The organism is Cellulosimicrobium sp. BMG9.23 (genome assembly GCF_059159985.1).
In genome coordinates this window covers 214,881-235,862 of record NZ_JBZGBZ010000006.1, presented here as the reverse complement: position 1 = coordinate 235,862, position 20,982 = coordinate 214,881, and the positions used below count along the sequence as shown (strand labels likewise).

Annotated in this window: 22 protein-coding genes; 5 read left to right on the top strand and 17 right to left on the bottom strand. The window is 70.8% G+C overall.

Annotation, left to right across the window (positions count from 1 at the left end; translation table 11 throughout):
• Positions 1 to 66: 66 nt before the first annotated feature.
• The 7 genes from AC4H2G_RS12135 to AC4H2G_RS12105 form a co-directional block, all read right to left on the bottom strand.
• The gene (locus AC4H2G_RS12135; protein ID WP_494365995.1) at positions 67 to 906 is read right to left on the bottom strand and encodes a hypothetical protein; all 840 of its coding nucleotides are present in this window, start codon (positions 904 to 906) and stop codon (positions 67 to 69) included.
• A 34-nt stretch (positions 907 to 940) separates the two neighbouring features.
• Positions 941 to 3,400 carry a M15 family metallopeptidase gene (locus tag AC4H2G_RS12130; RefSeq protein ID WP_494365994.1) on the bottom strand — a complete coding sequence of 820 codons (2,460 nt, stop codon included), beginning with the start codon at positions 3,398 to 3,400 and terminating at the stop codon, positions 941 to 943.
• Between the two features lie 127 nt (positions 3,401 to 3,527).
• The gene (locus AC4H2G_RS12125) at positions 3,528 to 4,019 is read right to left on the bottom strand and encodes a hypothetical protein (RefSeq protein WP_494365993.1); all 492 of its coding nucleotides are present in this window, start codon (positions 4,017 to 4,019) and stop codon (positions 3,528 to 3,530) included.
• Positions 4,020 to 4,028: 9 nt separating this feature from the next.
• The gene (locus AC4H2G_RS12120; RefSeq protein ID WP_494365992.1) at positions 4,029 to 4,793 is read right to left on the bottom strand and encodes a deoxynucleotide monophosphate kinase family protein; all 765 of its coding nucleotides are present in this window, start codon (positions 4,791 to 4,793) and stop codon (positions 4,029 to 4,031) included.
• Between the two features lie 81 nt (positions 4,794 to 4,874).
• Positions 4,875 to 5,501 (bottom strand): ATP-binding protein, encoded by a 627-nt coding sequence (locus tag AC4H2G_RS12115; protein ID WP_494365991.1) that lies wholly within the window; start codon positions 5,499 to 5,501, stop codon positions 4,875 to 4,877.
• A 23-nt stretch (positions 5,502 to 5,524) separates the two neighbouring features.
• On the bottom strand, positions 5,525 to 7,195 hold the full coding sequence (locus tag AC4H2G_RS12110) for a P-loop NTPase family protein (RefSeq protein WP_494365990.1): 1,671 nt from the start codon (positions 7,193 to 7,195) through the stop codon (positions 5,525 to 5,527).
• Between the two features lie 423 nt (positions 7,196 to 7,618).
• On the bottom strand, positions 7,619 to 8,704 hold the full coding sequence (locus AC4H2G_RS12105; protein WP_494365989.1) for an RNA polymerase sigma factor: 1,086 nt from the start codon (positions 8,702 to 8,704) through the stop codon (positions 7,619 to 7,621).
• Positions 8,705 to 8,781: 77 nt separating this feature from the next.
• Here AC4H2G_RS12105 and AC4H2G_RS12100 point away from each other — a divergent pair, with 77 nt between their 5' ends.
• Positions 8,782 to 9,654 carry a hypothetical protein gene (locus AC4H2G_RS12100; RefSeq protein ID WP_494365988.1) on the top strand — a complete coding sequence of 291 codons (873 nt, stop codon included), beginning with the start codon at positions 8,782 to 8,784 and terminating at the stop codon, positions 9,652 to 9,654.
• 376 nt (positions 9,655 to 10,030) lie between these two features.
• Positions 10,031 to 10,354, top strand: a complete 324-nt coding sequence (locus AC4H2G_RS12095; protein ID WP_494365987.1) for an ArsR/SmtB family transcription factor — start codon at positions 10,031 to 10,033, stop codon at positions 10,352 to 10,354.
• Here the strand turns inward: AC4H2G_RS12095 and AC4H2G_RS12090 are convergent.
• Positions 10,345 to 11,367: a hypothetical protein gene (locus tag AC4H2G_RS12090; RefSeq protein WP_494365986.1), complete on the bottom strand. Its 1,023-nt coding sequence runs from the start codon at positions 11,365 to 11,367 to the stop codon at positions 10,345 to 10,347. The two genes, AC4H2G_RS12095 and AC4H2G_RS12090, sit on opposite strands and share 10 nt — an antisense overlap.
• Before the next feature lie 184 nt (positions 11,368 to 11,551).
• Between AC4H2G_RS12090 and AC4H2G_RS12085 the strand changes: the two genes are divergently transcribed.
• Genes AC4H2G_RS12085 through AC4H2G_RS12075 form a run of 3 tightly spaced genes read left to right on the top strand, consistent with a single transcriptional unit; the run spans position 11,552 to position 12,898 of the window.
• On the top strand, positions 11,552 to 11,833 hold the full coding sequence (locus AC4H2G_RS12085; RefSeq protein ID WP_494365985.1) for a hypothetical protein: 282 nt from the start codon (positions 11,552 to 11,554) through the stop codon (positions 11,831 to 11,833).
• A complete protein-coding gene (locus tag AC4H2G_RS12080; protein WP_494365984.1) occupies positions 11,826 to 12,596 on the top strand; it encodes an MBL fold metallo-hydrolase in 771 nt (256 codons plus the stop codon). The genes AC4H2G_RS12085 and AC4H2G_RS12080 overlap by 8 nt, the downstream gene beginning before the upstream one ends.
• Positions 12,593 to 12,898: a hypothetical protein gene (locus AC4H2G_RS12075; RefSeq protein ID WP_494365983.1), complete on the top strand. Its 306-nt coding sequence runs from the start codon at positions 12,593 to 12,595 to the stop codon at positions 12,896 to 12,898. Before AC4H2G_RS12080 ends, AC4H2G_RS12075 begins: the two co-directional genes overlap by 4 nt.
• Positions 12,899 to 12,912: 14 nt before the next feature.
• Here the strand turns inward: AC4H2G_RS12075 and AC4H2G_RS12070 are convergent, their stop codons facing one another.
• The 9 genes from AC4H2G_RS12070 to AC4H2G_RS12030 form a co-directional block, all read right to left on the bottom strand.
• The gene (locus AC4H2G_RS12070; protein ID WP_494365982.1) at positions 12,913 to 13,374 is read right to left on the bottom strand and encodes a hypothetical protein; all 462 of its coding nucleotides are present in this window, start codon (positions 13,372 to 13,374) and stop codon (positions 12,913 to 12,915) included.
• 34 nt (positions 13,375 to 13,408) lie between these two features.
• Positions 13,409 to 14,200 (bottom strand): hypothetical protein, encoded by a 792-nt coding sequence (locus AC4H2G_RS12065; RefSeq protein ID WP_494365981.1) that lies wholly within the window; start codon positions 14,198 to 14,200, stop codon positions 13,409 to 13,411.
• A complete protein-coding gene (locus AC4H2G_RS12060) occupies positions 14,197 to 14,388 on the bottom strand; it encodes a hypothetical protein (protein WP_494365980.1) in 192 nt (63 codons plus the stop codon). The genes AC4H2G_RS12065 and AC4H2G_RS12060 overlap by 4 nt, the downstream gene beginning before the upstream one ends.
• A 98-nt stretch (positions 14,389 to 14,486) precedes the next feature.
• On the bottom strand, positions 14,487 to 15,071 hold the full coding sequence (locus tag AC4H2G_RS12055) for a metallophosphoesterase family protein (RefSeq protein ID WP_494365979.1): 585 nt from the start codon (positions 15,069 to 15,071) through the stop codon (positions 14,487 to 14,489).
• Entirely contained in the window at positions 15,065 to 15,349 is a 285-nt protein-coding gene (locus AC4H2G_RS12050; protein WP_494365978.1) for a hypothetical protein, read from the bottom strand. Before AC4H2G_RS12050 ends, AC4H2G_RS12055 begins: the two co-directional genes overlap by 7 nt.
• A gap of 65 nt (positions 15,350 to 15,414) precedes the next feature.
• Complete coding sequence (locus AC4H2G_RS12045) at positions 15,415 to 15,849, bottom strand: HNH endonuclease (RefSeq protein WP_494365977.1); 435 nt, start codon at positions 15,847 to 15,849, stop codon at positions 15,415 to 15,417.
• Positions 15,846 to 16,193, bottom strand: a complete 348-nt coding sequence (locus AC4H2G_RS12040; RefSeq protein ID WP_494365976.1) for a hypothetical protein — start codon at positions 16,191 to 16,193, stop codon at positions 15,846 to 15,848. The genes AC4H2G_RS12045 and AC4H2G_RS12040 overlap by 4 nt, the downstream gene beginning before the upstream one ends.
• A 110-nt stretch (positions 16,194 to 16,303) precedes the next feature.
• Positions 16,304 to 16,792, bottom strand: a complete 489-nt coding sequence (gene ssb, locus AC4H2G_RS12035; protein ID WP_494365975.1) for a single-stranded DNA-binding protein — start codon at positions 16,790 to 16,792, stop codon at positions 16,304 to 16,306.
• Positions 16,793 to 16,918: 126 nt separating this feature from the next.
• A complete protein-coding gene (locus AC4H2G_RS12030; RefSeq protein ID WP_494365974.1) occupies positions 16,919 to 20,887 on the bottom strand; it encodes a DNA polymerase III subunit alpha in 3,969 nt (1,322 codons plus the stop codon).
• Positions 20,888 to 20,982: the final 95 nt, after the last annotated feature.

Genomic DNA, 20,982 nt, shown 5'->3' with positions numbered 1-20,982 from the left:
AGCGCCTCGCGATCGACTTCGACGCCTCGGCCGGTCGGTAGGACAGAGCGGTGCACTCGGCCCGCCTCAGTCGCCGTGCGCATGCTCGTCGCCCTCCGGCCACACGGGGTCGAGCTCGTCGTCGACGAGCCACACGCTCTCGTCGTACACGAGCTGGTACCAGGTGGTGGTCGTCGTCCCCTGCGGCTGGAACGCGCCGGAGGCGCCCTCCTTCGTCCAGGTGCGCCAGACGACCATCACCACGGCGTGCGTGTCGTCGACCGTTCCGACGTCACTGATCGCAGAGCTCTCCACGAGCACGGCGTAGTCCACGCTCGCGTCGACGACGAGACCGGCGTCGATGTCGCCCTGAGACGGCACGCCGACCTGGCGCGCACGTTCGTCGAGCGCGTCAGCGAAGCGCGGTGTAGCGAGCCGGGCCGCGGCCCGGTAGGACTCGTCGGCCCACTTCTCGGCGCTGTAGGACCCTACGGTCGAGGCGAACCTCGCCCCGGCGGCACGGGCGTCCTGCCAGTGCTGGACGTCCCACCCGAACCGGTCGTTGGCCTTCGGCGCGGTGACCAGCCACGAGTCCTCGAGCAGCATCCACTCACCTGTGTACGCGTCCAGGACGTACCAGTGCCCTTCGGGCGGGTTCTCACGCACGGCCTCGGGCACGTAGGCGGTGCGTTCTGGCTCGTCGAGCGGAGAGGTCTCGGTGGGATCGCCGCCGTCGGGCCCGTCGGGCGCCTCGTCGAGCGGATCGTCGGTCGCGGACGGGACCGGCGCGGCGTCCGGCAGCACTGCGCGCGGAGGCGGCGAAGACTGCTCGTCCGTCGGCGGTGACGGGGCCTGCCTGAAGACCAGGACGCCCACGACCGCCGCGACGACGGCCGCGACGGCGACCCAGACCCAGAACCGGTTCATGCTGATCCCCTCCAAGGGACTGCGTGGTCGGACGTCAACCCTGAGCAGGTGCTGCGCCTACGTACTCCCAGTGCCACGGCTCCTCCTTGCCGCCGCCCGGCCGAGCCCAGTTCGGGTTCACCCAGCCGTACCTGGGGGCGTTGGCTGCCATCCAGAGGTGCGAGGCGGAGGTGAAGGTGTTGATCCCTCCGCCGAGGTCCAGCGCCAGTCCCCACCCGTGGTTCGACGTGCCCGGGGTCGCCGCGAGGAACCCCTTCTGAGCCTTGAGGACGACCTGCGTCTGGTAGTCGCGGTAGGCGTCGGTGATCGCGATGTCGGTGCCGAGGTCCGCTCGGTAGGCGTCGTTGAGGGTGATGAGTGCGGCGGCGGCGTCGCAGCGCAGCTGCTCGGTCCGGTGCCAGGGGATCGGGCACAGCGCGTCCAGGGGGATTCGCCCGTTCTGGTGTCCGCCCCAGGCCCCGCCGTTCATCACTCCGTCCGAGCTTCCGGGGTTCGGCGTGCTGAACTGCGTGCTGGCGTCCGTGGTGCCGCAGGTGGCGGCGGTCGACCCGCTCGATCCGAAGATCTTCCCGTCGCCGACGGCGTCGAGGAGCCGGTTGGCGTCGTTCTCGTGCTTCGCGTACGCGTCGGGGAAGGCGCTGACCTGGACCCGCTGCGCGGCGTCTCCGGGGGCCATCTGTTCCCAGCCGGCGAGGGCGAGCAGCCCGCGCTTGGGGCCCAGCGGACCGTCCGGACCGCCGAAGAAGGCTCGCGCCTGGAACTCGACGTCCATGAGGTTGTCCATGATGGCCTTCGGCGGGTCGGTGATCGGCCCGCCCCACCCGGCCGACGGGCGTTGCTGGAACACGCCGACGGAGTCGGCGTCGTTGCCCACGGCGTCGTGCGGGTAGTCGAGCGACATGCGCACGACACCGAGCCAGTGCTCCGTCCCCGGAGCGGGGAAGCCGCTGTACCCGCGGCGGTTCTCCCCGCTGTTGGCGTAGTTCTTGAGGCGTGACTCCTGCAGCGCCGTCATCAAGGCGATGACTACGCCCTTGCGGGGAACGTCGAGCTCGGCCGCCACGGCGACGATCGTGGACGCGTTGCGCACCTGCGCCTCGTTGAACCCTTCGACCGCTGGGACCGCAGCCGGTTCGACCTGGGTGGGGTCGTCGGTATCCGGCTCTTCAGCGGTCGTGTCCGGCTCGGGGGACGCGGCTGCCTCCGTGTTCGGCGCAGCCTCGCCATCGGCTGCGGGCGTATCCGTGTCCGACGGCGACGGCGACGTGGTGGTGACCGGCACGGTCTGCGCCGTGCACACCTCCTGCCCAGCTGACAGACGCTGTGCCGCGTCGACGACCTCGGTGGCCCACGCGGTGTCGGCCCCGCCGACCGGCAGCGACGCGACCGCCTCGACCCACGCCTTGACCACGTCGTCGTGCTGACGCTCGGCCGCGTCCGAGGTCGCGAGCACCATCGTGCCGTCGGGCAGCCCGGTGGTGTCGTCGAGCCCCTTCACGTATCCGGTGAGGAGGCTTCCGCTGTCCGCGACCCCGGTGTCGGCCAGGGTCAGCGCGAGCCAGCGCTCGACCGCTGCGTCGTCCTCGGTGTCGACGCCGGCCTCGTCTGCCTTCGCAGGGTCGACACCGTAGGTCCCTTCACCGTCGCCGGGCACCAGGCGGAGCGCTGCGGCGACCTGCCAGGGGAGCCCGGTCCCGGTGACCGCGGAGTGCGCGCTGGAGATGGTGTGCTCGTCCAGTCCGGAGTCCTGTGCTGCGACCGTCGAGGAGCGTGCCGCGCTCGAGGCGTCGGACTGTGCGGCACCGATGTACGCGACCGGGACCATGACGACGACCGCGATCAGCGCGGTGGCGACGGTCGCGATCGCGCCGATGAGCCGCTTGCCGGTCTTGGTGCCAGCGACCGTCGTGACGCCCTCGGCGACAGCACCTGCGGTGTTTCCCGCTGCAGCGTTGGCCGCTGTCTTGGCCGCCCCCAGCGCGACCTGCTTGCCGTTCGCCCCTGCCTCGGCGCCTGCAGGTCCGGATCGGGAGCCCCCGGGCGCCGTCGGGCTCCCCTGTGGCGTGGAGCCGGGAGGCGCCGCCGCCTTCGCCGCGGGAGCCCCTTGTGCTGCGCCCTTGAGCGCCTTGCCCGCACGCACCGCACTCGTCGCGTTGCCCGCCGCGGAGCCCGATGCGCCGCCGCTCGCCCCACCGGGGGCGCTACCCGGCGCTGGCACCGGGCCGGGAGCCGCGGGCTTGCTGCCCGACGCTCCGCTGGGCGTCCTGGTCTTCGGCCGGGCCGGTGCGGCACCCTGTGCGCCGCGCTGACCCGGCTCAGGTGCCGCCGGCCCGCCGCGCGGCTGCCCGGCGCTGCGGTTCGCCGCGGCGCGGCGGACGAGGCGGTCCGCAGCGCTGCCTGCGCGCCGACCGCCCGGGCGCGCGGCGGGCTCGGCGGGGACCGATGGGTCCTCGCCGGCCCCTTCCACGGGCTCTTCGGGCGTCTGATCGCTCATACCTCGCATCAGGCACACGAACGGGCGCACCGCCGTGCAGCGCGCGGTGCGCCCGGGCCGTCAGCGCGCGATCAACGCCGCGTTCCTGTCCGTGGGGAGGAGTGTCGCGGTCGCTGATCCACGTCGGTCAGACGTCGTCCGGGCGAGCGAGCAGGACGACGGTGCCCAGGGACGCCAGCGTCTCGAGCAGCTCGCGCTCGCCGGACGGGTCGATGAGTCGCACCGTCCCGGCAGGCACCGGGACGTCGGTGAACGGCGCGTAGTCGGTACGGACCAGCACGAGCGGGACCCGTGACGACGACCAGCTCTCGAGGTGCACGGTCGCGCTGCGCGGGGCGAGGACCACCTGCAGCTCGTCCTCGCTCAGGTCCTCCAGCCCTGCACGTGCCGCCAGCTCGGCCTGAGCGACGTCCGCGACGGCAGCCGCGTACGCCCACCGGGCGCCCAGGGCCTCTTCGTCGCCCATCTGCGCGTACCCGGGGACGAGCACGCCGACGAGCTCGGTGAGGGAGTCCGCGAACCAGGTCGACTGCTCGGTGACGAGGGCGAACGGCCATGTGCGGCCCGGCGTCGGATGTGCGGGCGCGTCGTGGCGGACGTCGGCGGTGGCGATGATCACGGGATCTCCTCAGGCGACCCGGGCGCCGGCCCGGTTCAGCAGATCGTCGACAGCGGCGCCGAGTCCGGCGACGGTCGTGTCATTGTTCAGGACGTGGTCGATCAGGTGCATGGAGATCGGCCGCTCGGTGTGGTGGTCGTTCGCGGGTCCGACGCCGGGACGATCCACCCACCAGACCTCGGCGCCGCGCTCGACGAGCGTCGAGGTCTCTGCGTCACCGCGCGCGTCGGTCACCACAACGTCGAACACGCCGTCCTGCGCCCAGGCGAGAGCGACGCGCTCGATCAGAGCGTGCACGAGCAGCTCCTGACCGAACGCCGCTCGCAGCACGTCTCCCAGCGCCTGCAGGAGTCGGCGCACCTCGGGGCCGTGGATTCGGTGTCTCTTCGCACCGTCCCACTCGAGCTCGGACACCAGGCCCTGCACGGTCGTGCCGCCGTCGACCAGGGGGTCGAGCGTCACGGTCATCTCCTGCGCGTGGTCGAGCGCCGGTGGCTGGACGTCGAGCTCGACGGGGAGCAGGTCGTCGGCGAACAGCCCGCTGATGCGCCGCACCTCGGCCCCGAAGAGCCGGTCGTCGAGCAGGTACTGCCCGGACTTGCCGATCGCAGAGATCCTGGTGGTGCCGTCCACGAATGGGTCGAGCTCGACCAGGACGTCACGCAGCACGTCGGCGTGCGCGAACCGGCGGAACCCGTGGGCAGAGACCAGGTGCTGGCCGACGGTGTCCTTGCCGGCGCCGGCGTACCCGCCCAGTGCGATGATCCGAGACATCGTGTCTCCTCTCGTGAGCCTGGGTGCTGGTCACCCGTCGTCAGTCCTGTGCGCGATCGAGCGTGGTCGAAGCGTGTGGTCCTACAGCGCCACGTTGCGGGGCGGGGCCCCGCCCATCGCCACCAGTGCGTGACCGTGCTGCACAGGTGTGTCGGCGCCGGTGGCGAGCCGGACGATCTCGGAAGGTGCGTGACCGAACACCACTTGCGACCGTGCCTGCCTGCGCAGGTCGTGTCCCTCGGTGCTCCACGTGAGCGGCGAGTGGGCCGCGGCCACGAGGCCGCAGCCGGTCGCGCGTGCGAGCCGGGCGACGGCGAGCACCGCGGAGGCGATCTCGGCCCCATGGATACCCGCGAAGAGGTCGTGCTCATCGTCGACGACGAGCAGCGCGGGGGTCACGTCCTGGGGCTCGCGCTCATCGCTGCTCGTCGGGGCGGCGGCGGAGCGCCGGCGGGAGCCGATGCGGTCGAGGACCTGTCGCAGGTTCGCGAGCGCGCGCTCGGGGGTGGAGGTGACCTCGCCGCGTACGTGGCGCAGGTAGGACGTGAGGTCGCCGCGGGAGTCGATCGCGTACACGTCGTGGCCGCGTGCGTCCGCGCTCGTCGCGATCTGCGCCAGCAGCGTCGTCTTCCCGCTGCCTGACGGTCCGTACACCAGCAGTGGCCCGTGGAGCCGGGGCTCGTAGTCGAGGTCGAGCGTGCGGATCATGTTGGGTTCCTCTCGTTGCGGGGTCAGTTCGCCTCGGCGCGGAGCGCGTGCGCCGCGGCCGCCGCGCCCCGCAGTCGCGGCTCGGGTGCGTCACGCCCGTCGGGCTCTCCCCATCCGCCTCCGTCGAGCCGCGAAGCGGGACGGTCGTCGCTGGCGCCGTCGAGCGTGGGGGTGTGCTTGGCGACCTGGGCCGGCGTCGGCTCGGGGTGTGCGGTCGTGGGGATCTGCGCCAGCTCGAGTCGTGCGCGGTAGTCGGCGGACGTCGCCAGGTAGGACTTGAACACCACGGGCATGTGCCCCTCGAACTCGGCGACGCCGACACCGCGGACGGCGCCCGGGTCCGCCTTGACGTTCTCGGGGATGGTCGGAGCCGAGCGGGGGTCGAGGAAGGCGTGCCCGCGTGCTGCCTCGTTGGGGTTCGAGCCGAGCAGCATCCGGTTGGCGAGGTTGGTCTTGAGCGGGACGGAGATCCCGGTGTTCGCTTGCGCCATCTGGGTGGCGACGATGATGCGGATGCCGACGAACCGCAGCTCGGCAGGGATCTTCGCCACGGTGGACTTGATGAGCTGGACGACGAGGTTCTTGGTAACGGCCTCCAGCACGAGCGGGTGGTCCTTGCCGATCCCCTTGGGCACCTCCTCCAGCGCGAACATCCCCGTGACCTCGTCGAGCACGACCAGGATCGGGCGGGGCTGAAGGTGCGGGGGCAAGTCCTGGACCTTCTGGACGTCGCGCTCGGCGAGCAACCGGGCTCGGGCCTGGCCCTCCTCGTAGATCAGGCGCAGCATCGTCAGCGTCTGCTCGGGCGAGTCGCACCCCCATCCGCCCGGGCGGCAGAACTCCTTGCACCACGTGAAGTCGACGGCCTTGTGCGGGACGTCGCCGATGGCAAGCTCGAACCCGCGCTGAAGCGCACCGGCGATGAGCGCGTTGATCGCGCTCGACTTCCCGGACCCGGCGGTGCCGACCACGAGTGCGCCTGGGGTGGCGCCGAAGTCGAGGGCGAGCTCGACGGGGGTGGCGCCAGGTTCGGCGAGCTGCTGACCGACCGGGATGGACCAGTCCCCGGGGCGCGGCGTGGACGCGAGCGAGTAGGGGATGACCGGGGCGAAGGTGGGTGGCTCGGCCGGCACGATGCGGGCGGACAGGCCCTTGGTGTCGACGTCGACGTACCAGCCGTCCCGGCCGACGACGACGGTGGCGACCTCCTCGAGCTTGGACAGATGCTTGCTGGGGACGTAGGTCCGCGGCAGGTCGAGGCCGAATCCGCCGTCGGGCGTGGCGCGGACCTGCACGTCCCACGCCTTGACGCCGAGGGCGAGGGCGACTGCACCGCGGCAGCGCGCCTCGTCGTCGCTGAGCTTGGTCAGCGTGGCCTTGCCGAGGTACGGCTCGAAGCTGGTGAGGTAGTAGCCGCGGTGGGCGTCCTCGAAGCGGGCGGCGATCTTGTCACCGTCGGAGGGCTTCGTCCCGCGGGGCAGGTTGACCGCCTTGGTGCGCGCGGCGCCCTTCGCAGTGCGCACCTCCGTGGCGACGACCTGACGGGTGAGCACGGCGGTGTGCGCGTCGGGGTCGATCGAGTCGAGCTCCCACCCGGAGCCCTTGACCTCGGAGACCTTGGCGATGAGGCCGTTGACGTGCCGGCCGGCGTCGAAGCCGTCGGGCAGGTTCACGGTCAGCCGTTCGATCGCCACTGGTGCCCTCTCGTCCGGTCGGCCGTGTTCGGCGCGCGCTCGTTGGAGATCAGGCACACGAAGGTCGGTTCGTCGACCAGCGGGACCAGCGCAGGGCCAGCCCGCGGCTGGTCCGGTGTTTGTGCTGGTCAGTGTTCGAAAACGTGCGTCAGTCCGGGGTGGACCAGCCGGACCGGCCCGGGGGTAGGCCCTATAGGGGGAAGGGACATATGTACTTACCTGAAGACGATCCCCGAGAACCTATATGCCTAGCGCGCATGGCGTATAGGGGTATGAGCTGGTCTGACTGGTCTCATCAATAGATGTAGAGAGATAGTGGTCGTGAACTGGTGTTTCGCCGCCGCGAACCGGACCAGCCGAGGGATGGTCCGCCGCTGGTCCGCGCTGGTCCTCGACGGCCTGGACCAGCGCGGTGCGAGCAGGTCACGGCCCCGGACGCACCGGACGGTCATGCGGGTGGTGAAGTGGCGTCTCGTCCGTGAGTGCCCGCGTGAGCATCGCCTCCCGCTCGCGCTCCACGCGGATGTCGACCGCGCGGTCTTCACGCACAGAAGTATCTGTGCCCGTGGTCGTCGCCGGGAGCACGGGACCAGGGTCCTTCACGACGGTGACCTCCGGCGCGGCGCTCACCTCGACCGCGCTCGTGCCCGTGGGTGCGGCCAAGACCACCGCGCCTCCGACTGCTACCGCGAATGCGACGACGAACGCGCCGCCGACGGCGAGGGCGAGTGCGGACAGTCCTCCAGCTGCTCCAGGCACGCGTTCTGGAAGGCGCCGCATCAGCGCTGCGATCATCACTACGAACGGCAAGACGGCGGCCGCACGGACCCGGCTCACCAGGTCGACGGCCTCGCCGCCAGCCGCCGCACATCCGGTGCAGATCGCGAGATGGCCCTCGACTTCGGTCTGCGCGACAGGACCGAGCGTGCCGCGGTAGTACCGACGGAGTCGTACCGCGGTCGTTCGGCAGTCCGCCGAGCTCGAGCGGCGGGTGTGCGTCGCGACGAACTGGTCGCTAAGACGCGTCGCGGCGCGCGTGAGCCGCATCGACACGGTTCGCGCGGAGGTTCCTTCGGCGGCGGCAATCTGGTCCAGGCTCTGCTCGTCGACGTGCCGGGCCAGCAGCAGGCCCTGGTCGGATGGCCCGAGCTCTCCGAGCGCCTGGCGCATCGCGGCGACGTTGCGCTCTCGGGAGCATGTCTCGACGATGGAATCGACCGCGTCGTCCGGAGCGTCGCGTGGTTCTGGAGGAAGGTCGGTCAGGACCGTGCGTGCGTCCGTGCGTGCCATTGAGATTGCCTCGTTCACCGCGGCACGGGTCCAGTACGCCCGCACGTCTCGCACGCCTCCTCGCGTGCGCAGCCGCACCAGAACCTTTTCCGCTGCCCGCGCGGTGGCATCTTCGGCATGGCGCGTACCACACCGACGGGTGACGTGCGCCAGCACGTGCCGATAATGCTCGCGCCACCAGCCGGTCTCGTCGTCGACGCGAGTCTGTGGCCGGCTCATAGGCCTCTCCTCGTGTGCCTGATGCACGGTAGGTGGGGCGGCGGGAAGAGCCGCCCCCGGCGAAAACAGGAGTCATGATGTCGCTGGCACATGCCAAGCCCGAGCGAGTTGCGATCGGGGCGAACAGCGGGCAGGGGCAAGGGCTGCTCCTGTGCACCTCGCTGCTCGACCTCGACGACTTGCACGCGAACCTCGCGTCGACGTCCGGAGTGGGGGTCGACTCGTGGATCGTCACCTCGGTCGTGGGAACGCCGCTTCCGGACTACGCGCTGCGGGACGAGAGCGGGCGCTGGCCGGGATTCCGGCCCGAGGTGATGTGGTTCCCGATGATGTGGCTGCCGCCGGAGGTCGCGGCGCGGCGCCGCATCGACCTCGAGGGCGGCGGCCAGGTGGACGAGACGGACGAGATGCTCGCCATCCGCCTGTGCCTGGCCGCGATGGCATGCGGTCTGTACGACCCGGTCGACGGCACGTGGCTCGACGTCCTGTCGAGCGCGGGACTGGACCGGACGTCGGAGGAGGACCTGAGCCTGGTCAGGGACTGGCTGGAAGGGGATCCGGTCCCGGAGCTGGACGGGATCGACCTGCGACCTCTGCTGGCCGTGACCGACGAGGTCCAGGCGACGGCCGTGACGATCACCGAGGTCGTCGAGGATGCGGCCCTCGCGGCGGGCGCGACGGAGCTCGTCGGCCTGCTCGACGAGCTTTTCGACCCGGAGGCAGCGCGAAGCGACTCGGTCCTGTCGTCGTCGGTCGTGGCGCTGCTCGAGCTCTACCGGGACCTGACGCCGTGGTGGTTCGCAGGTGACGTCGACGACACGATCGCGCGGTCCCGGGAATCCGGCTCGGCGACTCGGGCGGCGGACGTGGTGACGCGATGGCTCAGGGGCGTCTCGGTCGAGTACGGGCCGAGCCTGGAGGCGATCCGTCGTGAGCTCGCGATCGGGTAGCCCGCGAAAGCCCAAACGGTTCGTACGCGACATTCGGGAGTTTATTGGCGTAGGAAGCGTGCGAGCGGCAGCGGATGCACTCGCTACTCCGCCAATTGGCCATCGCGCGCTCGTTCGTCCGCCGCGCTCTGGCGCACGCTGCGGACGTCTCTGCCCGACCGCGGCTCGGCCCTCACTGGGGCGAGGCGCTGGGCGCGGCTCTCTCCGCCTGGCGAAGACGGGCGCGTGTTGGAGCTGGGGTGAGATCATGCTCGCACGCTAACCGCGATCCGAGAGACATACAACTGATGGGAGAGTTAGACCTCACGTGAAGAGATGGAGGTTCGGATGGGAGAGCGGAGTGCCAATAGTTGATATTTCAGGCAGAATGCTTCCCGTGCCAGCCACCCCGGACACGAACCGCCTGCCACGCATCGTCGAAGACGCCATCAGGGCGCTCGGACACCCGACACGCCTTGAGGTCATCAGAGCCCTCGGATCGCGCGAGGCATCCACCTTCCGCGACGTCCACGTCGAGGTACCGGTGAGCGCGGCCAACCTCTCCAAGCACCTCGCCGAGCTCGAGGAGCTCGGGGTCGTCTCGGTCGACCTCCCGCCCGGCGAGCGTCGGGGACGGGGTCCCCGTTACGCCCTCGAACGACAACGCGTTGCCGAGCTCGTGCGTGCCCACTCGCAGTATGTGCTCAGGGATCAGGACTGAGCGGACACCTCGATCATCACGTCGCTCGTCCCGATGACAGGCCGCGCCGCGACCTTGAACTCCGCCCACTGCTCGTCGCCGGTCGCCATGCGCAGCACCGTGGAGCACTGCCCGCCGTCGTTCGAGAGCAACGCGCCCAGGCACTCGTGGTCCGCATCGTGCACCAGATCGTGGATCGTGCGCCCCTTCGTCTGGATCAGCCCCAACGAGTCCCAGCCGGCCGACGTCCGATAGAGGTGCATGTACCGCAGGTCCACGAGCCCGATCGCGCTCGCCTCGATGAGCTCGAACACAGCGGCGAGGTACGCGTCCGTCCGGACGCCCTGCACCGCCGGTCCGATCTCGCGCAGCAGACCTGACGCCTCGTAGCTCATCCCGCGAAGGCTCGCGTGTCCGTCGTGCCGATCCGAGAAGCCTGCGAGCCGCAGCTCGACCGACCGCTCCCGCGAGGTCCCGGCCCCGGCGGTCACCGAGTAGGAGATGGCGTGCACCTGCTCACCCTCGTAGCTCAGCCCCCGCTCGATCTGGTTCTTGAGCCGGATGCCGTCCGCAGGGTCGACCACCGTGTCGAACCAGGTGGGCGGTGACCACGGCCCCTGCTCGTCCGTCGGCTGCTCGATGTCGTACAGCTCGAACATCAGCGCGTCCCAGTGCACCTTGATGTCCGGGCCGTCGATCTCCCACTCCCACGTCCCGACGAGCGGCATCTCGGGCACCGGCCGCTCGCGCAGCCCGTAGTACACCAGGACACCGACGATCCACGCCGACTCCGGTGTGCGCAGCGGCACCGCACGCAGCGTGTACTCCACGCCGTCCAGCACCTCGGTGCGACGTACCCGGCGCGCGCTCAACGCGTCTTCGACCGCCGGGAAGACCAGCTTGCGGGCGACACGACCCAGATGCTTGTTCGCGCTGAGGTCCTGATCGAAGTGCTGGTCGTCGACGAACAGCAGCTTTCCGTTGCGGTCGAGGAGGAACCACTCTCCTGCAGGGTTCATGTCCAGGCCAGCCATGGGCATATCATGACGCGCTCGACACGCGGTACGTCGGACATGTCGCGCATCTGTGGATAAGCAGGCCGCCGCATCTCACAATGCGACCCCTGCCCTGTTCACGAGGACAGGGTGAAATCCCCGTGCTAGGTTCACGGCGTACCCGACCGGCGGCGCTGGCGCGGTAGCGACGAACCACTCATCCATGGGGGTCTACGCCGTGCGCCGCATTCTTTCCCTGATCTCGTGCGAATCGACACGGGTGTGCAGAGCCTTGCGCCTGCACGGCCCGTTGCCGCTGTCCCAGATCACCACCGCAACCGGGATGTCCCCTCAGCTCGTCGAGGCCACCCTCCACGAGCTCGACGCGCTCGGGCTCGTCCGCGAGGTCGAAGGCCGACGCGTGGAGCTCGACGCCGAGGAGTGCGCCCGGGTGTACACCGAGCTCTACGCCACCGCTTCGATCCGCGAGGTGTGCCATGCGTGAGGCCGTGTCAGTGCTGGCCGAGGTCGCACCGGGCGTCTTCACCGTCCAAGGGCGGAGCTCGAACTGGGCCATGCTCGTCGACGGGCGTGACGTCGCACTGGTCGACTCCGGCTACCCCGCCGACTTCCCCTTGCTCGAGCGGTGCCTGCGCCACGTCGGCTCGACTCCGCAGCGCGTCGCCGGCGTCGTGGTCACCCACGCCCACGCGGACCACATCGGCGGCGCGGCACGACTTGCCCGCGAGCACGGAACCACCGTGTGGGTCAGCGAGCTCGAGGCACCCAACGCCACGCGCGAGGAAATCCACCAGGTCACGTTCCGGGACGCGGCACCGCACCTGTGGCGCCCGTCGGTGCTGGGCTGGGTCGTGCACGCGCTCCGCGCGGGAGGCATCCGCGACGTCGCCCTGGGGTCGCCGTCCATCGTGCCCGATGGTGACCGGCTCGATCTTCCCGGAGCCCCCGTCGTCTCTGTCACGGGTGGGCACACGCCCGGGCACATGGTGCTGCGGTCCGGGGACGTCCTGATGTCCGGGGACGCGCTGGTGACCAGCCATCCGCTGTCGGGCATGGTGAGCGGCCCACATGCGCTGCCGGCCATGTTCCACTCCGACCCGGAGCACGCTCACGCGCTCGTGACGAGCGTCGTACGTCCCACGGACCGCGTCCTGATCCCGGGCCACGGACCGGTCGCTGTCCTGCAGCGCGATCCCTTGGCCGGCGGGTCACTCGCGACGTCGTCCGCCGCGGCGGTGGCACCATGACCGAGCCCGTTCCGGTCGAGGTCTCGGTCTGGCCCATGCAGGAGGCGCTGAGCGTGTACCTGCGGCGCCGGCGCCCGACTGAGCCGGAGACCACCCAGGCGATGACGCGTCTCGAAGAGGCGTTGCGCGACCCCGAGTCGGACGTCTACGCGCTCGTCCGGGAGCTGCACCTGCTGCTGCGTGCGATCCAGACCCGTGAATCGGCCAGGTTCGCCGACGAGCTCGCCCTCGCCCTGCATGGATGGAACCCCGACAAGCCCGACATCTGGTCTGCGCTGGCGTTCGAAGCAGCGGCCTCCTAACCTGACGTGCGAGGTCAGTCACCGATCTCCAGGGGAGCGACCTTCCCGAGCCGGTAGGCAGCGTCGACCTGCTCACGCACCTCCTCGGCGACCGTGCGCCCGGACGGCATGACGGTGTGCGCGAGCCACTCGTCCTCGAACGTCACGATCCCGGACTCCACCGCCTCGAGCTTCGCCTTCACCATGAGGGCCAACGCACGCCAGCGCTGACGCACCGCCTGCTCGTACGCGGCGGCCGCCGCCGACGGCTTGCGCTCCAGTCCGCTTGGGGTCACCGTGAAGGCCGCATCCTCACGGTCCGGCAGCGGAAGCACAAGGCGGATCCGACGGTCGTTCATGACGAACCCAACCGCGGCCCGACCAGGCTCCCACGCGTACTGGTAGCCCGTTGCCCCGTAGCGCACCAGGGTCCGCTCGACCTCGGCGCGCGAACGCTCGGACGGGACCTCGGTCGATGCTGCGTAGGTCGGGCTCATCTCATGCCTTTCGGGGACTGTGTCGAGGGTTCCATCACGCGGCGACCGCCTGCAGCGAGGGTGCTGCGTCCGGCGTCGCGCGGCGGGCGCGCTGGGAGTGCATGTCGCACATCCCTACTCGGCGCGGAGATCTGCGGCACCCGTCGACCGAGCACTCGCTGGGACGTGACACGGTCTTGCGTACGCGCTCGAAGACGGCATCGTCAACGACCCACCGCCCGCGCACCTTGCGCGCTCCGCACCGTGCGAACGCCGCGCGTAGCGTCGAGGGGGACACGCCGAGCTCGGCAGCCATCTGTGCCTGGGTCCGCGCCGGGCCAGCACCGTCCGGAGCGACGGGCTTGGCGACCCGCGCGGCGAGCGCGCGCCGCAGTGTGCGACGGTCCTGGACGCTGGCCGATCGAAACGCCCGGGCACGATCTCCCATCCGCACCTCGCGGTCGTCCTGCTCCCACAGCGATGCGCGGTGCGAGGTGTCGACGTCGAGGTCGCCGAACGGGTCGAACCTGCGGGCGAGGCGGTCGAGCAGCTCTTCGTACTCGACATGGTTCAACGTGCGGATCGCGTCCCAGTCGAACGCGGCGGCACGCTCGACCAGCACCTCGTCGACGAACGGGCACCAGTCGGGATCGGTGAGCCAGGTCAGCACGAGCGAGTGCCGAAAGTACCCGCACCCCGGCTCGATCTGACGTGCACGCGCCGCCAGGCGTGCCACCTCGGCGCCGCTGAGCTCGACGTCGGGACGCTCGGCGCGCGCCTCGTACAGGGCCCGCCGCGCGCGATGCGCGTTGGCGCTGGAGTTGCGGTAGGGGTCAGTGAAGCTCACGACGCGACCTTCCACGCGTGCGCTGCGCGGCCATCGAGACGGAGCAGGAACCGTAGGCGGCGCCCGCCGGGTGCAGTTCCGGCGATCTCTTCGATGGCCGCGGTCAGCACCCACGCGCACGCGATGCGCTCCCCCAGCGTCGGATCGCCGCTCCCGAGCTCGACGTCGCGCACGCGCTCCGCGCTCATGGGTGTGCCCGTGCGGTGCACACGGTCGGCGAGGTCAGCGCGAGTGAGACCAGCGATCAGACGCAGCCGCCTGAGCGCCAGACCTCGCGGCGTGACGTTCACGGCGCTCCCACTCCCCCGCGGATCATCGCCCCGATCTCGTCCAGGTGGACGAGGCGCTGCCAGGCGTCCCAGCCGACGTGGATCTGGTGTCCGTGCACCCGCTGCTCGTGCCGGTGGGTGTGCCCGTGGACGAGCCACCGACCCTCGTCGGCCAGACGCCACTGGGTGTGCCGCACGTCGGACGTGTGGTCCGCCTCGGAGGCCGGGGCGGCGTAGGGGAAGTGCGACAGCAGCACCTCTCGCCCACCGATGCGCCGTCGGGCGGCCGCGGACGCCGACGCGAAGACCTGGAGGTACTGCCCTGCCTTGCGGTGGGCGTTGCGGTGCATCGGGTGCCCCTGGTCGTGGTTGCCCCAGACGAGGTGCTTCTCCCCTGGCAGCGCCTCGAGCATGGTGAGCGCCCCCGTGGGGCAGCCACCGGCAAGGTCGCCGAGCACCCAGACCTGGTCGCCGTCGCGCACCACGTCGCCCCAGGCGGTCGCGATCGCGTCGTCGTGCTCGTCGACAGAGTCGAAGCCCCGCAGCTCGGCGACTCGTCGGTGCCCCAGGTGCAGGTCCGAGCAGACCCAGACGCTCACCATGCACCACCCGGGAGAGGGTTGGCCGCGGCCCACTGCGCCCACTCGTCGACGTCCAGGCGCACCCGGACATCGACGCCGGGTGCGGTGACGACCGCGTCGCTGCCCGGGCCCGAGCGGCGCAGTGCAGCGCGGATGAGCGCCCCGGCGTACCGGTCGCGGGCAGGCGGCCCGCCCTGCAGGTTGACCACGGCATGCGTCTGGGCCAGCTCGATGATGCTTCTCCAGCCGCCGTGCGTCACACGGTCGGTCGCCAGTTCGCGGATGGTCAGCACCGCCACGTCTCCTCCAGGTGGTTGGTCCTCTCACCGGAGAAAGGGACGGCGAACGCGTCCCGGCCCCGGGGTCAGGCGGAGACGCCGATCCGCCACTCGACACGCGGGTTCGCGCCCGTCGGGAAATAGCGACGGCGGCGACGCTCGAGCCGCCAGATGTACGCGCGCGAGGGCACCTTCGCGCCCTTGCGTCGGTTGCACCGGGCGCACAGCGCCGCGCAGTTCGACAAGGTGGTGGCCCCGCCCTTAGACCAGGGGTGGATGTGGTCGCCGTGGGTGGGGCGTGCTGAGCACCGGAAACCCAGCATCGGCTTGTGCTCGCACTGCTGCCCGGCGCGGGCGAACGCCTGCGCGCGCTGGGCAGCGGTGAACAGCCGTTGCGGGTCGGTCCGTGCAGTACGGTCACTGCCGCCGAACACCGCGCGCAGCGACAGGAGCACCAGGGCGATGAGCACGGCGAGGGCCGGGTGCTCGCGAAGCACGTCGATCAGGTCGATGACGCTCATGCGCACGCTCCCGGACCGGACGAGACGTGCGCGAGATCGCTCGGCCTGTCGGACAGCGCCGCCGCGGCGAACGTGACGGCGACCGGACCGGTGCACACGGTCAGCGCGCTGGAGCGGGGCTGCTCAGCCGCCGCCCGGTGCCGCCCGGTCACGTCGAGGACCGTGTCGGCGTACCAGCCGATTGAGCCCAGGAGCGCGACCACCGTCATCACGATCAGCACCTTCATGGGCCGTGACGTGAACCGGTACGCCAGCGTCTGGCGGCGCGTACGCAGCAGCATGGACTCCGAGCGCCGTGTCGGCGCGGGCGCGGCATGGCGCCGGGTGGGGCGTGAGACGAACACGCGCTGCTCTGGGGTGGTTTCGTCAGGACGACGCACCTGAGGACTCCTCGTTGCCTACGGCGAAGCGGCGGCACCAGGTCGGTTGGACCGGTACCGCCGCTTCGGCTCTGTCAGAAGTCGTCGTCGTCCTCGGCCGGGGCGGGCTTCGCCTTGCTGCGAGCCCGGGTCGCCTTGGGCGCCGGCTCGTCGTCGGTGCGCCGCGACTTCGCGGGGGCCGACTTCGCGCCGTTGCCGGACTTCGTGCGCGTGATCTCGGCGGTCGCGAACCGCAGCACCGCGCTGATCTCCTCGATGGCGAGCTCGGTGACGGTGCGCTTCTCACCCTCGCTGGTCTCGTAGGTGCGCTGCTGGATCGCGCCCAGCGCCATCACGCGGTCACCCTTGCTCAGGGACTCGGCGACGTTCTCGGCGTAGTCCTTCCACACCGCACCGCGCAGGAAGAGCGTGTCGCCGTCCTTCCACTCCTGCGTCTCGCGGTCGAACACCCGGGGGGTCGACGCGATGGACACGTTCGCCACCGCGGCGCCGCTGGGGGTGTAGCGCAGGTCCGGGTCCTCCGTGAGGTTCCCCACGACGGTGGTCATCGTCTCGCCAGCCATGTTGACTGCCTTCCTCTAGTTCCGTGTAATCCCCCGTCGGGGGGGCGGTCCGCCCCGGACGGACTGCCCGGGAAAGGGGCTCTGTGCCCCCTCACCTGCTTCTGTGGGTTGGCGCAGGAGTCAAAGTCACGACGCGTGCGTGAGCGCGCGCATGTCCTCGAGCGACGCCCACCGGCCGGGCAGCAAGTCACGAGCGTCGACGTCGGGCGGGGTGGCGAGGTCGAGCCGGCGCTCCCGTCGCGCCCACGCGTTCACCGCGACCGCCCGTCCCTCGACACGGGTGACCCACGTCCCCGCGCTCGGCGGGGCGGGGACCCTCGCCCGCTTGAGGTCCGCGCAGGCGGAGCGAGCGTCGCCAGCGGGCGTGGTCCCCGCTGGGACGGCGTCCGACCACGAGAAGTCGCGCTCGTCGCCAGACCACCGCACCGCGATCGACACGACGTCGCTGGGCCGCACCGCAGCCGACAGCGGTGCGGGGTCGCGGAACGCTGCAGGAGGGCGCGCATGTCCTCGGGCGACGCCCACCGGCGCGGAGACCGGCTCGAGCTCGGGCGCCGGCATCGGCTCAGCGTCGAAGTCCAGCGTCTGCGGAGCTGGCTCCGGCGGCGCATCCCCACGAACCACGCGAAGTCGTGGGCTCGGTCCGGGCGCCGGCTCAGCCGGATGTGTCGGGTCGTCGACCGCCACGCGCCACATGCTCTGGACGACCAGGCTCGACGTCGTCTCAGTACGAACGGACTCGGCCCCCTCCTCGTCGACCTCGACCACGTCACGCTCACGCACCTCCACACGACCCCGCACGGCGACGAGGTCTCCCACCTCAGGGCTCGATCCCAGGTCGGCGACGACACCCTTGAGCGCACGGTCGAACGCGACGATCTCCTTCGTCTGCGCCGACCCCTCGACACGGCCCGACGCCATGCGTCCGCCCGAGTAGGTGCGCTCGGACCAGTCCGCAAGGACCCCGATGGTGGTGGTGAGCTCACCGTGCTCGGTCGGCACCTTCGTCAACGGGACGGGCGTGACGACGCAGTCCTCGGGTCGCCACGCCTTGATCTGGTCGCGAAGCGAGACGAGCGGGTGGGTCCCGAGGGCGACGCCGAGCGTCGTGCGCTGCGCGGCGCTGCGGTCCACCACGCCCCACTCGGCGTCGGGGATCTCGACCCCCGCCCCGGCCGCACGCGCCACCATCGCCATGCCCAGCCGGGGTCCGAACGTGTCCAGCGCACCGGCCATGATCAGCGCCTCCACCACACCGGACTGCAGCGCCTTGCCGTCCGCGGTGTGCACGCGCGTGACGAAGTCGGCCAGCGACGTGAACGGACCTCGCTCCTCCCGCTCGGCGACGATCGCGTCGGCCACCGGGTCGCCGACGCCCTTCACCTCCGCCAGCCCGTACACGACCTGGCGCCCGTCGGTCGAGGCGCGCCGCTGCGCCAGGTTCACGTCCGGTGCAGCGACCTCGATGCTCTCGGCGGCGCACTCGACAAGAGCACCGCGACGCTTGTCGTCGTCGTCGGTGCACGCCAGGATCGCGGCGGCGTACTGCAGGGGCCAGTTCGCCTTGAGGTAGGCCGTGACGTACGAGACCAGCCCGTAGGCCGCGGAGTGCGACTTGTTGAACAGGTAGGCCGCGGACGCCTGGAACGTGGTCCACAGTCGCTCGAGGGTGCCCTGGGAGAACGCCGGGGACACCACGGTGCCCTCCTCGTCCACCTGCGCCTCGGATCCGCCGGCGAACCACATCTTGCCGACCGCCGCGACCTCGTCGGCCTTCTTCTTCGACACCGCCTTGCGCAGGCGGTTCTTCTGCGCCGCGGTGAAGCCGGCGACCTTCTCCCCCAGGATCATCAGCTGCTCCTGGTAGCAGATGACCCCGTACGTCTCGTCGAGCACCTGGGCGATCACCTGCTGCTCGCCGGGGTCGGTCGTGAGGTAGTCGTAGGACACCTGCTCGCGACCGTTCTTCCGGTCGGCGTACCGGGTATGCATCCCGGCCCCGAGCGGTCCGGGGCGAAAGAGCGCGACGAGCGCGGACAGGTCGTCGATCGACTGAGGGCCGACCTGCTCGGCCAGCCGCGTCATGCCTCCGGACTCGAGCTGGAACACGCCGGCGGTACGGCCCGCGGAGAGCATGTCCCACGTCGCCTGCGCCCGGCCGGGGTCGGGTGGCTGGTCGGGATCGAGGGCGTCGACGTCGACCAGCTCGCCGGTGGTCTCGGCGATCATCCGCACGCACGTGTGCGCGATGTCGAGGTTGCGCAGGACGAGGAAGTCCATCTTGACGAGGCCGAACGCCTCTATGTCTGCGCCCTCCCACTCGGTGATGCGCAGCGCGGTGGCGTCGGAGCCGTTGTGGCGCATCGGCACGAGGTCGTCGAGCGGCTCGTCGGACAGCACGACCCCGCACGCGTGCTTGCCCTTGCCGAAGATGGTGTCCTCCATGCCGCGCGCGAGGTCGAACACCTCGCGCGCAGCCTCGTCACGTTCGAGGGCGTGCCGCAGCGACTCGGTGGCCGGGTCGGCGGGGTCGAGGGCGCGTGCCATGGGGTAGGGCTTGGCGCCGTCCATGGGGTACTTCTTGGTCAGCTTGTTCGTCTCGGCCGGCGGGTAGCCCAGCGCGCGCGCCGCGCGCTTGATCGCGTCCTTGGAGCGCGCGACACCGAACGTGCCGAGCGCGGCGACACGGTCGTGGCCCCAACGGCGGGCGAAGTAGTCGTGCACCTCGGCCCGGCGAGACTGCTGGAAGTCGACGTCGATGTCGGGCAGGCCGGCGCGCTCGGGGTCGAGGAAGCGCTCGAACAGCAGTGAGTGGCGCAGCGGGCACAGGTTGGTGATGCCCAGGCAGTACGCGGCGATCGACCCGGCGGCCGATCCTCGGCCGGGTCCGACGAGGATGCCTTGCGAGCGTGCCCAGGTGATGACGTCGGCCACGATGAGGAAGTAGTCGCCGAACCCGGAGGCCTTGATGACCTTGAACTCCCAGCTCAGTCGGTTGCGCACGTCCTCGGGCAGGTCCTTCACCGACTCCTCCGTCCCGCTCCCGTAGCGCTCGACCGCTCCGGCGGCGATGCGGTCCTTGAGCAGGGACGTGGTGTCGGTGTACCCGTCGGGGACCGGGTAGTGCGGCAGCCGGGTGCGGGGGGAAGGGAGGGTGCGCTGTGCGCACCGCTGCGCGATGCGCACGGTGTTGTCGACGGCTTCCTGCCACCAGTCGGCGCCGTCGAACAGGGCGCGCATCTCGTCCTCGGTGCGGAAGTGGTGCCCATGGCCGTGGAAGCGGAACCGCTTGGGGTCGTCGAGGGTCTTCTTGGACCCGACGGCGAGCCACGCCTCGTGCGCCTGACCCTCGTCCGCCCGGCAGTAGTGCGCGTCGTTGGTCGCCACCAGCGGCAGGTCGAACTCCTCGGCCAGGGCACGCAGCTCGGGGGTGACGCGCTGCTGCGCGGGGATGGAGTGGTCCATGATCTCCACGTATACGTTCTCGTGCCCGACGGCGGCGACGAGTTCCTGCAGGTTGGCTCGTGCGGTGGCGCGGTGTCGTTCGGCAACGTCGTGGTCGCCGCGGTTCTCGGCGAGGACGGCCTTGTTGACGAAGAACGCGAGCGGCCCACCGAGGCACCCGGTCAGCACGATGAGCCCGTCACCGTGGTTGGCGAGGGTCTCGAGGTCGGTGCGCGGCTTGTACCAGACGTGCGCGGCAGCGTCGTTGTGCAGGCGGACGAGGTTCGACCAGCCGGTCTCGGTGCGCGCGAGCACCGTGATGTGCATGTACCGCTTGTCGGCCTTCGTGGTGCGCTGGCCTGCGGTCTTCGTGCCGACGTCCTCGGAGTCCTCGTCGTCGGGGTCGACGGGTTCACCGATCTTGGCTCGCCGCGACCCGAACGCGAGGTAGAACTCCTCGCCGACGATGGGCTTGATCCCGGCCTTCTCGCACTCGGTCGCGAGCTGCCACGCCCCGGACAGTGCACCGTGATCGGTGATGGCGAGCGCGTCCTGCTCGTCGGCGACCGCGGCGGCGACGTAGTCGCGGACGGAGGCCAGCCCGTCGAGCTCGGAGTGCTCGGAGTGCGTGTGCAGCGAGATGTACCCCATGCCTCTACGTGTGGGACGAGGGGCCGGGTCGAAGTCGGTCATGCCACGCGCGTTGACGGGCGGTCGGCGCGGTGAACAGTCGGTTCAGTTGGCGA

Excerpts from the sequence above, each read along its gene's own strand:
- AC4H2G_RS12055 (WP_494365979.1), bottom strand. The coding sequence starts at position 15,071 with ATGGTGAGCGTCTGGGTCTGCTCGGACCTGCACCTGGGGCACCGACGA.
- AC4H2G_RS12090 (WP_494365986.1), bottom strand. The coding sequence starts at position 11,367 with ATGGCTGGCCTGGACATGAACCCTGCAGGAGAGTGGTTCCTCCTCGAC.
- AC4H2G_RS12080 (WP_494365984.1), top strand. The coding sequence starts at position 11,826 with ATGCGTGAGGCCGTGTCAGTGCTGGCCGAGGTCGCACCGGGCGTCTTC.
- AC4H2G_RS12105 (WP_494365989.1), bottom strand. The coding sequence starts at position 8,704 with ATGAGCCGGCCACAGACTCGCGTCGACGACGAGACCGGCTGGTGGCGC.
- AC4H2G_RS12070 (WP_494365982.1), bottom strand. The coding sequence starts at position 13,374 with ATGAGCCCGACCTACGCAGCATCGACCGAGGTCCCGTCCGAGCGTTCG.
- AC4H2G_RS12130 (WP_494365994.1), bottom strand. The coding sequence starts at position 3,400 with ATGAGCGATCAGACGCCCGAAGAGCCCGTGGAAGGGGCCGGCGAGGAC.
- AC4H2G_RS12115 (WP_494365991.1), bottom strand. The coding sequence starts at position 5,501 with ATGATCCGCACGCTCGACCTCGACTACGAGCCCCGGCTCCACGGGCCA.
- AC4H2G_RS12135 (WP_494365995.1), bottom strand. The coding sequence starts at position 906 with ATGAACCGGTTCTGGGTCTGGGTCGCCGTCGCGGCCGTCGTCGCGGCG.
- AC4H2G_RS12075 (WP_494365983.1), top strand. The coding sequence starts at position 12,593 with ATGACCGAGCCCGTTCCGGTCGAGGTCTCGGTCTGGCCCATGCAGGAG.
- AC4H2G_RS12045 (WP_494365977.1), bottom strand. The coding sequence starts at position 15,849 with ATGAGCGTCATCGACCTGATCGACGTGCTTCGCGAGCACCCGGCCCTC.
- AC4H2G_RS12100 (WP_494365988.1), top strand. The coding sequence starts at position 8,782 with ATGTCGCTGGCACATGCCAAGCCCGAGCGAGTTGCGATCGGGGCGAAC.
- AC4H2G_RS12030 (WP_494365974.1), bottom strand. The coding sequence starts at position 20,887 with ATGGGGTACATCTCGCTGCACACGCACTCCGAGCACTCCGAGCTCGAC.
- AC4H2G_RS12060 (WP_494365980.1), bottom strand. The coding sequence starts at position 14,388 with ATGAGCGCGGAGCGCGTGCGCGACGTCGAGCTCGGGAGCGGCGATCCG.
- ssb (WP_494365975.1), bottom strand. The coding sequence starts at position 16,792 with ATGGCTGGCGAGACGATGACCACCGTCGTGGGGAACCTCACGGAGGAC.
- AC4H2G_RS12085 (WP_494365985.1), top strand. The coding sequence starts at position 11,552 with ATGGGGGTCTACGCCGTGCGCCGCATTCTTTCCCTGATCTCGTGCGAA.
- AC4H2G_RS12120 (WP_494365992.1), bottom strand. The coding sequence starts at position 4,793 with ATGTCTCGGATCATCGCACTGGGCGGGTACGCCGGCGCCGGCAAGGAC.